Below are 14040 nucleotides of genomic sequence, written 5' to 3'. Positions count from 1 at the left end.
GTTCACGCTGCGGGCGCGGCGGCCCGAGCGGTGAGGGTGATCGCGGTTTCGGTGCGGACGCCGTTGACGGTGACCGCCAGAACCACCGACCCGGGACGCAGCGCCGTGAGCGTGCCGGTGGCCGGGTCGAAGCGGGCCGTGTGCCACGGACGCACCCCGGCCGCGGAGCCGACGTGCACGCCCGGCGAGGCCGACCAGTCGGCGCTGACCGGAGCGGCAACCGGCACCGTACGACCGTCCGGCTGGGTGAGCGTGGCGGTGACCGTCGCGGGGCTGCCGACCGCCACGCTGGCCGGCGCGGCAACGGTGAGCCGGTCCAGGTGTGCGTGGAACTCCGCGTCCACCCAGCGTGGCCCCTCGGCGAGCGGGTTGCGGCGTGCCCGGTCGGCCTCGGCCGGGGTGACCGGGTCAACGCCGAACTCCGTCCAGCCGGTGAAGCCTCCCTGGTCAGCGGGGGTGGACGGCGTCTTGCCCGCGTTGCCGTTGATCACAAACGGTACGCCGTCGACCCGGTCGGCATGGAACGTGCCGACGTGCCCGCCGACGAACAACGCGCCCTTGCCGGTGCGGTGCTGGAAGTCGGCGAGCCACTGCTCCAGCAGCGCCGCCTCCTTGCGGTCACCGAGTTGGCTGGCCTGGGCGGGGCTGGGATCGCGTGCCGGGTGGTGGTGCAGCACGACGACCGAGCCGACCCGCCGGTCGGTGGCCGCCGCGTCGAGAGCCTCGCGCAGCATCCGCACCTGGTCGAAGCCGCCGCCGCGCAGCGTCCCGGTGGACGAGTTCAACGTGACGAACCGGGTGCCGTTGTGGTCGAACACCCGTGACGTGGCGCCGAACGCCGCCTCGAAGTTGCTGATCGGGGCACCCATGATCTCGTGGTTGCCGGGCACGTAGTACCAGGGCAGCGCGTCGCCCAACTCCTCGTCGAGGATCCGTCGCGCCAGCGCGAAGTCCGCCGGGTAGGCGGTGTCCACGAAATCGCCGTTGATCAGGAGGAAGTCCGGCCGGGCCGCGCGCACCTCGCGCAGCGTCCGCCGGGCCTGGGCGACAAGGTTGCTGTCCGGGGCTGCGGCGACGAACTGGGCGTCGGAGAGCACCGCGAACCGCCACGGCGCGTCGTCCACCGTGCCGTCGCGCACCACCACCCGATCGGTACGCGGGGATGCCTCCGGCACGTCGACAGTCGGCGGCACCTTCGCCACCAGGTCGTCGATGATCACCTCGCTGGTGTACTGCGCGGCGGCGTTCGTCTCGGCCACGTAGAAGCGGCGCACCCGCACCGGGTACTGCACGCCGGCCGGCACCGCGAACTCCACGTACCGCCAGCCGGTCCAGGTGATCAGCGGACCGCGCAGCACGTGCTGGGTGTCCTGGGCGTCGTGCAGGTGCAGGCTGGGCCACTCCCCGGTGCCGTTGCCGTGGATCCACATGCCGAACGCCTGCGGCTGGCCGGGCACATCGATCCAGGCGGGCGGGTCGGCGTACGCGGCGCGCGTGCCCGTCGACTGGCTGAAGTCGTACGACATGCGCAGGCCGGTGCCGGTGTGCCCCGGCGCGGGTGCGACCGCCCCGCTGGCCCGGGCCTGGCTGAACCGCCAGGACGCCGCGTTGTCGAAGCCGGCGACCGGTACGTCGGTCAGCCCGACAGTGACCGGCAGGACCGTGCTCTTGCGTCCGACGTGGACGGTCACCAGGGCGGACCCGGTGTCCCGCAGCGCGCTGACGCTCAGGTTGCCGTCGCCGGTCGGGGTGATCCGCAGCAGGTTCCGGTCGTAGTCGAGCGTCACATCGGCCGGCTCGATCGGCGCGGTGTTGCCTTCGGCGTCGTACCCGACCACTCCGACCAGGGCATTGCCGTCCTGCCCGGTCAGACCCACCCTCGGCACTGTGGCGCCGATCCGGGCCAGCGGGCCGAGCACTGTGAGGTCCAGCGTGCCGGTGGCCCGGCCACGTGCGGCGGTGACCGTGCCGGCCCCCGGTGCGCCCGCGTGGAACACGCCGTGGCGGTCGACCCGGCCGCGTACCGCAGGCGTCACCCGCCATGCCGGCGCACCGGCCGCCGGACCGTACGTCTCGTCGTAGCCGGCCGCGGTGAGGGTGCGGGTCAGCCCGGGGAAGACCCGGTCGGGTCGGCCACCGCGCACCGGCGAGACGCCTGGGGCGACGGTGGGGTCGCTTGCCGTCTCGACCCAGAAGCCGGTGAGCCGGCCGCTGCCCTTCGGGGCGTAGATGGCCAGGCCGTTGGGCACGGCCCGTTCGCTGCCGTCGGAGGGGCCGTTCTCCACCTGGACTGTCGACGCGCCCGGCTCGCGGGCCAGCAGCGTCGAGGACCCGCCGCCGTCGAGGTTGAGCGCATGGTGGGCGCCCAGCTCCGCCATCATCCGGCCCATCTCGGTCTGCGTCACGCCGCGGCTGTCGACCTGGCGCCCGTCCACCGTCATCATGATCATTTTCCGACCGTCGGCGCTGAACCCGACTGCGGTGCGCGGAGCGAGCGTCGGGTCGGCGATGCTCTGCACGACACCGTCGCGGACCAGGACGTTGCCGCCACCGACAGCCGCGTGCAGGGTACTGCCGTCGGACGGCTTCGGCCGCCAGGCCACCGTCACCGGGTCGCCGGGTCGGAGCGCCGCGAGGGCGTCCGCGCCCGCGTCGCGGCCGAGCAGCACGACGCTGCCTGCGGCGATCGGGCCGCTGCCGGCGACGCCGGCCACTGTGGCCACCCGACCGCCGGCCACGGTGACCTCGACCACGCGGGCCGCGCCCTCCACGGCACGCTGCCGGGAGTACGTCCCCCACAACTCGGTGAACGCCCCGATGCCGCCGGTCTGGATCAGGTTGTTGAACTGGGTGAGCGGCACCGGCCCGCTGGGCAGCGTGGCGCTGCCGTCGAAGTTCACCTCGATCACCCAGCCGAGCCCGCTCGTGGTGACCGCCACCGCGTTGCCGTGACCGCTGACCGCCGACTGGATCAGCTCACCGTCGCGGACACCGACGCCCTGGGCGGCACCGGAGTTGTTGATGTCGAAGAAGTCGCCGTTGACCGCAGCGACCGCACGGGAATCGTCAACCGCCTTGCGCAGCGGCTCGGCCCGGCTGACCGCCCCGGAGTTGACGTAGTCGACGGTGGCGCCGCCGGAGAGGTCGGTGGTGAGCGCGTCGGCGCGCAGCCAGCCGTCGGCGTCGTACCTGTCGAAGGACGTCAGTTGCACGCCCGGCGCGACCGGCCGGGTGGCCTTCGTGGTCTCCAGGCCACCGGCCGGCTCCACGCCGCCAGCGGCCCTGGGAGAGGTCGCCGCGGTCGCGCCCTCCGGGTCGGCGGCCAGGCTGACCGAGCCGGCCGGCCGGGACGACGCCGCCGGGGCGTCTTCCGCGACAGTGGGCGCGGCCAGCCCGGTGGACGCGGCTGCGACGGACCGGGTCGCGGGCGCGGCAGGTGGCGCTACGGGTGCGGCGGCGGCCGGCAGCGGCGCGGCCAGGACGAGCAGCGGCGTCAGCAGCAGGACGCCGGTGCGGCGGGCGGATCGTCTGCGGGTACGCATGGACGACAGTCAACCCGCCAATGAATAGAAGTTTCAAGACCTGCTGGCTGAACCGAAGGAAAATTCCGCCTCCTGGCTGCCCCCGCTGACGCCGTCCGGCGGCGTGGGCACGGGGACGACCACCCCTCCCCTGCCCCCCTTTGCTCTGCTTCAACTGACGCAACAGAAATCGCCCCAGAGTGTTGCGTTGGTTGAAGCAGAGCAAAGGGAGACCACCAGGGAGGGGGCGGCGAGGCGCAGCAGGGGCAACCGGGCAGGCAGCGCTGGGCCGGAGCACCGCCTGAAGCAGAGCAGCGGCAGCGGGCGGACACGACGAAGGGGCACGGCCGTGTGGCCGTGCCCCTTCGTCGTGCCTCACCCGGGGAGGGTCACTCCCCCGGCGTCGACTTCGCGATCTGCATCAGGAACTCGATGTTGGTGCGGGTGTGCTTGAGCTTGTCGAGCAGCAGGTCCATCGCCGCCTGCGAGTCCAGCGAGTGCAGGACCTTGCGGAGCTTGTGGAGGATGACCAACTCCTCCGGCGCCAGCAGGACCTCTTCCTTACGGGTACCGGACGGGTTGATGTCGATGGCCGGGAAGGTCCGCTTGTCAGCGATCTTCCGGTCCAGCTTCAGCTCCGCGTTACCGGTGCCCTTGAACTCCTCGAAGATGACCGTGTCCGCCATGGAACCGGTCTCCACCAGGGCCGTGGCGATGATGGTCAGCGAGCCACCGTTCTCGATGTTGCGAGCCGCACCGAGGAACCGCTTCGGCGGGTAGAGAGCTGTGGAGTCGATACCACCCGACATGATCCGACCGCTGGCCGGCGCCGCCAGGTTGTACGACCGGCCGAGCCGGGTCACCGAGTCGAGCAGCACGACGACGTCGTGCCCCAGCTCGACAAGGCGCTTCGCCCGCTCGATCGCCAGCTCGGCGACAGTGGTGTGGTCCTGCGGCGGACGGTCGAACGTGGCCGCGATGACCTCGCCCTTGATCGACCGCTGCATGTCGGTGACCTCTTCGGGCCGCTCGTCCACAAGCACCACCATCAGGTGGCACTCCGGGTTGTTCCGGGTGATCGCGTTGGCGATCGCCTGGAGCACCATCGTCTTACCCGCCTTCGGCGGCGACTGGATGAGCGCCCGCTGGCCCTTGCCGATCGGCATGACCAGGTCGATGACACGGGTGGTGAGGATGTGCGGCTCGGTCTCCAGCCGCAGGCGCTCCTGCGGGTAGAGCGGCGTGAGCTTGTAGAACTCCGGCCGGCGCCGCGCCTCCTCCGGCTCCATCCCGTTGATCGTGTCCAGCCGCATCAGCGGGTTGTACTTGTCCCGCCGCTGGTCACCGCTGTTGCCACCCTCGCGGTTGGCACGCACCGCGCCGGTGATCGCGTCACCGCGGCGCAGGCCGTACTTCTTGATCTGGGACATCGAGACGTACACGTCGTTCGGGCCGGCGAGGTAGCCGGTCGTCCGCACGAAGGCGTAGTTGTCGAGCACGTCGATGATGCCGGCCACGGGGACGAGGACGTCGTCCTCGCCGACCTGCGGCTCGCGGCCGCCGGTGTCGCCACCGGTCTCGGCGCGGTCGCCGCGACCGCGACGGCGGTCCCGGAAACGGCTGCGCCGGCCACGCCGGCCGCCGCCCTCACCGTCGTCATCGTCGTTGTCCCGCTCGACCCGCTGACCACGGTCGTTGCGGTCGCCGCGGTCGGCACGCTCCGGCCGGTCGTTGCGCTCGGCACGCTCGCCCCGGTCGGAACGCTCGCCTCGATCGTTGCGGTCGCCCCGCTCGGCACGCTCGCCCCGGTCAGCACGCTCGCCCCGGTCGGAACGCTCGCTCCGCTCGTTGCGGTCGCCCCGCTCGGCACGCTCCGGGCGCTCGGTGCGGTCCCGCCGGTTCTCGCCGCGATCGGCCCGCTCGCCGGTCTCCACCTCATCGGTACGCGCCTCAGCGGCACGCCCCTCGGTGCTGCGTACCTCGGTGGCACGAGGTTCTGCGGCCTGCGCCTCGGCGCTGGGCTCAGCGGCGCGCGGCTCGGTGCTGCGCGCCCCCGTGGTGCGGCCCTCAGCCGGGGCGGTACGGCTCCGCCGGGTACGACCCCGGCTCGCGGTCTCGGTGGCCGGCTCGGCCGGCGCCTGGTCGGTGCTGCGACCCTCGGCCGCCGGGCGATCCACGGTCTCGCGCACCTCCTCACGGGCCGGAGCGGCCGCAGCCGCGACCTCAGCCCGCGGTCGAGGGGTCCCGGCAGCATTGCCGCCCTGCCGCTCGGAGATCGCGGCGATCAGCTCACCTTTACGCATGCGAGCCGTGCCGGAAATGCCGAGCGACGCAGCCAAGCTCTGCAGCTCTGGCAGCAGCATCGCCGACAGACCGGTGCCGCTACGCCGACGACGGGCGGGGGCGGCGGCGGTGGCATCGCCAGCGACGTTGGAAACATCCGACGTCACGTCGGTGGTGTCGCTCAATGGATTCCTTCCCTCGATAGGCCGGGACTGCCCGGAGTCGAAACTCAGGTGGCCGGGCGGCCTCGGTGCACCCGCCTCGCAAGGACGCGTCGCGGGAGTCTGTGACACAGCAGCCGGTGGTTTCCCGACTCACCAACATCGGTGAGCAGGTCTCGCCGTCTGCGGCGACCTGTGGAAACTGCGGTGCGGCGTGGGCCTTGAGCAGGGGTGACGGGCTGACCGCCGAAAGCTTCGGGGTGCGCCGACCCGCAGGAGATCGCGTGCTTCGCGGCTGTGCTAGGTCTAGAGCGTAATCAACTCTTCCGACCTGCGGCAACAGGGTCCCGCTCGGCGTGTCCAAGTCTACCCCGGGCGACCCGGGCACCGCTGACGTCTATCGGTAACTTCCAGAACTCCCAGTCTGTTCCCAGCGGGAAATCCGCTGGCGGCTCGCTCAGCGCCAGCACGGTCGGCCCCGCCCCACTGACCACAGCCGCCACACCCGCCGCGCGCAACTCGTTGACCAGCGCAGATGTCGCAGGCATCCCGGCCGCGCGGTAATCCTGGTGCAGTCGGTCGGCGGTGGCCGGCAGCAGCAGCGACGGATCTGCGGTCAGCGCGTGGACCAGAAGCGCCGCCCTCCCCGCGGTGAACGCGGCGTCGGCGTGCGGCACGGTGGCCGGCAGGGCGGCCCGCGCGGCCGCTGTGAGGCCACGCTCGGACGGCACAAAAACGGTTGGCCGCACCTCGTCGGCGACCGCCAGCGACACCGATCGGGCACCGGTCGGCTCGGACCAGGCGAGCGTGAATCCGCCGAGCAGGCACGGCGCGACGTTGTCGGGATGGCCCTCGATCTCGGCGGCCAGCCTGAGCACACCAGGCTCGTCCAGCCGGTCCTCCCCGTCGGTGACCAGAGCACGGGCCAGGAGCACCCCGGCGACGATCGCGGCGGACGACGAGCCCAGCCCGCGCGCCTGCGGGATCCGGTTGACGCACTCCACAGTCAGCCCGTCGGGTTGCCCGCCGAGCACGTCGAAGGTCGCGCGCATGGCCCGCACCACCAGGTGCCGGTCGTCGGTGGGCAACTCGCCAGCGCCCTGACCGGTCACCGTCACCCGCACGCCAGCGGGCGCGACCTCGGCAGCCAGGTCGTCGTAGAGCCCGAGGGCGAGACCCAGCGCGTCGAAGCCGGGGCCCAGGTTGGCACTGGTGGCGGGGACCCGGACCCGGACCGGCCCAGCGGTGAAGTTCGTCGGCACGCGCCCATGCTAGGGGTCGGCACCGACGATCCGACGCGGTGCCCGCAGCATGGGACCGCGGGTCAGCCTGTCGGGTTCGGAACCGGCGCGGCGACCGGGTCGGTCAGCGAGAGCCTGCGGGTGGCTATCCGCCAGCCGATCGCGTAGACGACTGTGACAAGACCACAGCCGGCCAGCACGACCCGTTCGTCCACGACGTCCACCACGAGGGCCACCGCCAGTTGGCTCACCGAGATGGCGAGCGTCGCGAGCATCATGTCGGTGGCGAAGACACGCCCGCGCAACCGGTCCGGCACCTCGCCCTGAAGGGCGAAGTTGGACATCACCCAGTTGCTGCCGCCCGCGAAGTGCGCCAGGAAGACGAGCAGCAGCACCAGGGGAAACCAGCGGACCACCGACGTACCCAGGTAGGACAGGCCGTACAGCGACATGGACACTGCGAGCCCGGGCAGCAGCCAGGACCTGTTGGTAAGCACCCGACGCATCAGGATCGGCCCCACCAGCGCACCGGCACCGCGTACCGCGAAGAGCAGGCCGGCGCCGAGCGGACCGACGCCGTACACGCCGGCGAGCAGCGGAAACACGGTAAGCACCCCGTTGCCCAGGCCGACCGCCGACTTGACCGTGACAAGCGCCAGCACGCGGGGCCGGTGCCCGATGTAGCCGAGCGCCTCGCGGACCGCCGGCCAGGTCCGCTGGACCGGCAGCTCCGGATCGCGCTCCGCCTGCAACGGACGGCGGATCCGGGTGGCCAGGCCCGCGGCGATCGCCAGGCCCACCCCGGCCACCCAGAAGCAGACGTACGGGCCGGCGGCCGAGCTGAGCACGCCACCAAGCGAGGCGCCGACCACAGTCATGGTGCCCCAGGCCGAGCCCGCCACCGCGTTGCCCGCGGCCAGTTCGTGCGGCCGGAGCACGTTGGGCAGCGCGGCCTGGGCGGCCGGCGAGTAGAAGGCCTTGGCGACCGCGACCACGCCGATGGCCACCAGCGCCAGCCACGCCGTGCCTGCGCTTCGCACGCCGAGCAGCAGCAGTACGCCCACCAGCGCGGCCACGTTTGCCGCGATCATGACCTTCCGCCTGTCGAACCGGTCGGCCACCGTGCCGGTGTACGGCAGCAGCAACGCCACGATGCCGGTGTCCACCGCCAGAACCAGGGCGCCCCAGACTCCGCTTCCGGTCAGGTGGGGCAGCAGCACAAGCAGCGGGACCATGACGAACCAGTCGGCGCCGAAGACCACGAGTTCGGCGAGGAAGAGGTTGCGGAAGCTGCGATTGCCGGTGATGACCGAGAAGGTGGACGCCACGGAGCGGGACCCTACCCGGTCGATGCGGGGCTTACTCCGGCTCGCAGGAGCGTCGAGACTGTCACGAAGGTGTAGCCCCGATCCCGCAATCCGCTGATCATGTCCGGTAGACCGTTCAGCGCGACCAGGCGGCTCCGCCGCCCCACGTCGTGCCCGAGCAGGATCGTTCCCGGCCGGACGTCACGCGTGATCCGTCGGGCGTGTCCGACCGGGTCGTTGGGATACTGCCCCTCCACCATCTGCAGTGACCAGAGCACGAGCCGACAGTTCAGTCGGGCCGCCGCGTGCAGCACCGCCCCGCCCAGGTGCCCGTACGGCGGGCGGATCAGTCGGGGCGGCTTTCCGGTCACGTCCGCGATGGCGTCATGGCTACGGCTCAGGTCGTCGTACGCCTCGGCGGCGTCCCGCTGGGCGAGGTCGTGGTGCGCCCAACTGTGGTTACCCACCTCGTGTTCGGCGAGCCGGTCGCGTACGACCCCGGCGTGTTTCCTGACATTCGCGCCGACCAGGAAGAACGTGGCGGGAACCTGGCGCCGGGCCAGGGTGTCCAGCACCATCGGCGTCCACTGTGGGGCGGGCCCGTCGTCGAAGGTGAGCGCCACCAGTTGCCTGTCGGTCGTCACCGACCAGACGGCCGTCAGCGCTCCGCTGCCGACGTCCTGGTTCCTGTTGCCGACCGTGGCGCTGGCCGGGCCACCACCGAGCGGCAGCCGTTGGGTGCGCCGCCACGCCTCGGTCGCTCCCGCTCCGGCGACTGCCCCGCCGGCCAGGAGCGTGCCCCGGCGCAGCAGCTCGCGTCGGGACCATCCCCGCGCGCCCTCGCTCATCCGCCGCCCCGCTCCGTGCACACCTCCGCGCCTTACCAGGAGTATGCATTATGTGACGCAAAGTGCCGGTTTGGTCGCACCATCGGGGTGTCCACGAAAGCGCGCGCCCCCGGCAGGTGGAGACCTGCCGGGGGCGCGCCGAAGCTGCCGGTTCGATTACTCCGTCGGCTCCGACGGGGGCAGCGGCGAGGTGCGACTACGGGGCAGCCGTAGCACCTCGAACTGGTCGGTGCCGTCCACAAGCGCGCCCGAGGGCCGCCCAGCAGGCGGTTGCGAGCCCTCCCCGGGGGCCGTCGACCCGGTGCCCGAGGCAGACCTGGACGCCGCTGCGCCGGCCGGCACCGCCACCTGGTTCGGGCTGTCCTGTTCGGCGGTCTCCGGATCCGAAGGCCGGTCCACCGCCTCGTCAGCGGAACGCCCACGGCGACGCCGGTCCCGCAACGCGCCCTTCGTGTGCTCCACCATCGTGTACAGCGTCGGCACCAGGATCAGCGTCAACAACGTCGAGCTGAGCAGGCCGCCGATCACCACCACCGCGAGCGGCTGGGAGATGAAGCCGCCCTCGCCGGTCAACCCGAGCGCCATCGGCAACAGCGCGAAGATCGTCGCGATGGCGGTCATCAGGATCGGGCGCAGTCGGCGCCGGCCGCCCTCGACCACCGCCTCCTGGACGCCCATGCCCTGCGCCCGGTACTGGTTGATGAGGTCGAGCAGCACGATCGCGTTCGTCACCACGATGCCGACGAGCATCAGCACGCCGATCAACGCCGGCACTCCCATCGGCGTCCCGGTGATGAGCAGCAGGCCGATCGCGCCGGTCGCCGCGAACGGGATCGAGATCAGCAGGATCAGCGCCTGGGTGAGGCTACGGAAAGTGGCCACCATGATCAGGAACACGATCGCGATGGCGGCCAGCACCGCCAGGCCCAGGTCGCCGAAGGCGTCCGCCTGGTCGGCGCTGACCCCGCCGATGGTGAAGGTCGCCCCCGGTACGTCGATGGCGTCCAGCCGCTTCTGCAACTCCTGGCTGGTCGCGCCCAGGTTCGAGCCGGTCGCCGTGCCGGTCACCGAGACGCTGCGCTCACCGTCGATCCGGGTGACCTGCTGCGGGCCCTCGGCCTGCGTGATGTCAGCGATGTCGTCGAGCTTCACCGGCCCGACCGGAAGGGCACGCAGCTCCTCCACCGACACCGGCGCCGTCGCGCTCAACCGCAGCACGACGTCCTGCTGGCGGCCGTCGAGCGCCACTTGACCCAGCGGGGCGCCACGGAACGCCTGCGCCACGAGCTGACCCACAGCGGCCTCGGTGAGCCCGACCCGGCCGGCGGCGACCCGGTCGACGGTCACGTTGACGCGCGGCACCTGCTCGGCGAGGCTTGTGGACACGTCCTCGACGTCCGGCACCCCGGCCATCGCCGTCCGGGCGGCCTCGGCGGCGCGGGCCAGCACCTCCCTGTCGCTGCCCTGGACGACCACCTCCAGTTGGCTGGTCGAGGCGTCCTGCCCGCCGGCGAAGGTGATCTCCTCCTTGTCGATGCCGAGCTTGTCGAACTCCGCGCGCAGCCGCCCGCGCATCTCCTTGGCGTCGATGTCGCCGTCGAGCGTCAGCGACCACGTCGCGACGTTGTTGCCGCCGCCGCCCGCGAACGGGTTGTCGCCGCCACCCGCCGTCACCTGGTACGTCTCGACCCCGTCGAGCCGCCCGAGCACCGCCTCGACCCGCTTGGCCGCCTCGTCGGTGGCCGCCAGCCCACTGCCGGCGGGCAACTCCTGGCGGAAGCTCAGCGTGTCCTGCCCCGAGTCGTCCAGGAAGTTGGTTTCCAGCTTCTGCGCCAGCCCGAACGTGCCGAAGAGCACCAGCAGGCCGAGCCCGACGGTGATCCAACGGGTCGACCGCTTGCGGGTCGCGAACCCGATGACCGGCAGGTACGCCCGCTGCAACGGGTTGCGAAGCTCCTTCTCCTCCGCCTCGCGTCGCACCGCCTCGTCGTCGACGGTGCCGCCGGACGGCTTGAGGAACCAGTACGCAAGCACCGGGATCACTGTCAGCGAGACCAGCAGCGAGGCGAGCAGCGCCACGGTCACGGTGATCGCGAACGGGGCGAAGAGCTGCCCGACGAACCCGCCGACAAGCGCGATCGGCGCGAACACCGCCACCGTCGTGAGGGTGGACGCGGTCACCGCGCCGGCCACCTCACGGACACCGGTGATGATCGCGGCCTGCTTCTCCTCGCCGTACTCCAGGTGCCGTTTGATGTTCTCCAGCACCACGATCGAGTCGTCCACCACCCGGCCGACCGCGATTGTCAACGCGCCGAGGGTGAGCAGGTTGAGCGAGTAGTCGCCGATCCACAGGGCGAGCAGCGCCACAAGCACGGACAGCGGAATGGAGACCGCTGTGACCACTGTGGAACGCACCGACAGCAGGAAGACCAGGATGACGATGACCGCCATCACCAGGCCCAGCAGACCTTCGGTGGTCAACGACTCGATCGACTTCTCGACGAACGGCGCCTGGTCGAAGACAACCGTCAACTCCGCGCCGGAGGCGGCCTTGAGGTCGGCCAGCCGGTCCCGGATCTCGTGCGAGATCTCCACCGCGTTGCCGTCTGGCGCGGCGGTGACCATGATGCCGAGGCTTTCCTTGCCGTTGGTCCGGGTGAGCGCCGTGGCCGGAGCGAGCGTCTGCTCGACGGTCGCCACGTCACCGAGACGGACCGGGGTCGCGCCGGGCGCGACAACGATGCCGCGCAGGTCGTCAAGGGTGGCGACCGGCGTACCGACCTGCACCGGCAGGGTCAGGCCGTCCGCGGCGACCGCACCGGCGGGCACCGACACACCGTTGGTCTTGAGCGCGGACCCGATCGCGGTCGGCGGGAGCTTCGCCGCGGCCAGCTTGGCCTGGTCCGGGGTGATCACCACGACGTCGTCGCGGGCCCCGGTCACCTCGACCGCACGCACCCCCTCGATGCTCTCCAGCTCCGGCACCACGGTCGCGCGCAACTTCTCGGCGAGGGCCCGCTCGTCGCCGGTTCCGGACGCGGCCAGCACCACCGCCGGCAGGTCGTCGGTGCCGCCCGCGATGACCTGCGGGTCGACGTTCTCCGGCAGCTGGGCGTCGATCCGGCTCAGCGCGGCCTGCATCTTGTTTACCGCGTCGTCCAGGTCGGTGCCGAACACGTACTGGACCTGGACGGTCGCCGACCCCTCCCGGGAGGTGGAGCTGATCTTGTCGAGGCCGGGGATGCCCTGGAGCGCCCTCTCGATCGGCTCGGTCACCTGGGACTCGACGATCTCGGGACCGGCGCCGGGGTAGGCGGCCACGATGAACGCGCCGGGAAACTCCAGTGATGGCAGCAGTTGCTGCTTCAACGACGGCACGGCGAACGCTCCGAACGCCGTGATCACCACCGCGATGAGGGCGACGAGCCCACGGTTGGCGAGGCTGAATCTGGCGAGCAGCGACATCGGCCTGGCTCACTCCTGAACGAGATTGCGGGCGGGGATACCCGGAAGTGTGCCGGACCCGATCAGTCCGGCCCCCGCCGCCCCCACGCTCTCAGCGCGGCCGTACGGCAGTAGCCCACCGCCCTCCGCCCGGCCCGGCGGCGACCGCCTCAGGCCAGGTCGAGAGCGCGGGCCGCAGCCAGCGGATCGTTGGCGATGGTGAGCGGCGCCGGAGCGGTGGAGATCGCCCACTCCGGGTCCTTCAGGCCGTGTCCGGTCACCGTGCAGACGACCGTCGAACCCGCCGGCACCGCGCCCGCAGCGGCCTGCTGGAGCAGACCCGCCACGCTTGCCGCGCTGCCCAACTCGACGAAGACCCCGACCTCGCGGGCCAGCAGCCGGTACGCGGAGAGGATCTCCCGGTCGGTCACCGCCGCGATCAGACCACCGGAGGCGTCCCGCGCGTCGAGGGCCTTGGTCCAGCTCGCCGGGTTGCCGATCCGGATCGCGGTGGCGATCGTCGACGGCTCCGGCACGACCTGGCCGGTCACGATCGGCGCCGCCCCGGAGGCCTGGAACCCGTACATCTTGGGTGCGCGGGTCGTGGTGCCTGCGGCGTAATCCTCGGAGTAACCCATCCAGTAGGCGGAGATGTTGCCGGCGTTGCCGACCGGCAGGCAGTGGATGTCGGGCGCGTCGCCGAGCGCCTCGACGATCTCGAAGGCGGCGGTCTTCTGGCCCTGCAACCGGTCGATGTTGACCGAGTTGACGAGCGCGACCGGGTGGTCCTGGGCCAGCTTGGCGGCGAGCGCCAGGCAGTCGTCGAAGTTGCCGCTCACCTGGAGCAGCTTCGCCCCGTGCACGAGCGCCTGGGCCAGCTTGCCCAGCGCGATCTTGCCCTGCGGCACCAGCACCGCGCAGGTCAGACCGGCCCGTGCCGCGTACGCGGCGGCCGACGCGCTGGTGTTGCCGGTGGAGGCGCAGATGATCGCCTTGTTGCCGGCCTCGACCGCCTTGGACACCGCGACGGTCATCCCCCGGTCCTTGAAGGAGCCGGTCGGGTTGGCGCCCTCCACCTTGAGGTAGACGTCACAGCCGAGGCGGGCTGAGAGCACCGGCGCCGGAAGCAGCGGGGTGTTCCCCTCGTGCAACGTGACGACGGGCGTGGCCGCGGTGACCGGCAGCCGATCCCGGTACGCCTCGATCAGACCCCGCCACATGTCGCTCTCCTC

At 71.7% G+C, this 14040-nt stretch carries 7 protein-coding genes; all 7 read right to left on the bottom strand.

Annotated features, from left to right (window positions below):
* Positions 1-2: 2 nt before the first annotated feature.
* Positions 3-3542, bottom strand: coding sequence for a phosphodiester glycosidase family protein (locus ACPXB1_RS05965; protein WP_425734891.1), 3540 nt, complete (start codon positions 3540-3542; stop codon positions 3-5).
* Between the two features lie 368 nt (positions 3543-3910).
* Positions 3911-5989 (bottom strand): transcription termination factor Rho, encoded by a 2079-nt coding sequence (rho, locus tag ACPXB1_RS05960; RefSeq protein ID WP_425734890.1) that lies wholly within the window; start codon positions 5987-5989, stop codon positions 3911-3913.
* A gap of 293 nt (positions 5990-6282) precedes the next feature.
* Positions 6283-7227: a homoserine kinase gene (thrB, locus tag ACPXB1_RS05955; protein WP_425734889.1), complete on the bottom strand. Its 945-nt coding sequence runs from the start codon at positions 7225-7227 to the stop codon at positions 6283-6285.
* 62 nt (positions 7228-7289) lie between these two features.
* A complete protein-coding gene (locus ACPXB1_RS05950; RefSeq protein ID WP_355591269.1) occupies positions 7290-8534 on the bottom strand; it encodes an MFS transporter in 1245 nt (414 codons plus the stop codon).
* An 11-nt stretch (positions 8535-8545) separates the two neighbouring features.
* Positions 8546-9361: a polysaccharide deacetylase family protein gene (locus ACPXB1_RS05945; RefSeq protein WP_355591266.1), complete on the bottom strand. Its 816-nt coding sequence runs from the start codon at positions 9359-9361 to the stop codon at positions 8546-8548.
* A 156-nt stretch (positions 9362-9517) separates the two neighbouring features.
* Positions 9518-12829 (bottom strand): efflux RND transporter permease subunit, encoded by a 3312-nt coding sequence (locus ACPXB1_RS05940; RefSeq protein WP_425734888.1) that lies wholly within the window; start codon positions 12827-12829, stop codon positions 9518-9520.
* Between the two features lie 149 nt (positions 12830-12978).
* Positions 12979-14028: a threonine synthase gene (gene thrC, locus ACPXB1_RS05935; protein WP_053655632.1), complete on the bottom strand. Its 1050-nt coding sequence runs from the start codon at positions 14026-14028 to the stop codon at positions 12979-12981.
* Positions 14029-14040: the final 12 nt, after the last annotated feature.

Origin of the sequence: Micromonospora sp. DT68, from assembly GCF_049847245.1 — a bacterium.
Lineage (GTDB): Bacteria > Actinomycetota > Actinomycetes > Mycobacteriales > Micromonosporaceae > Micromonospora > Micromonospora profundi.
Note: the sequence above shows the minus strand (reverse complement) of the source record. Positions and strands in the feature narration are given on the sequence as shown.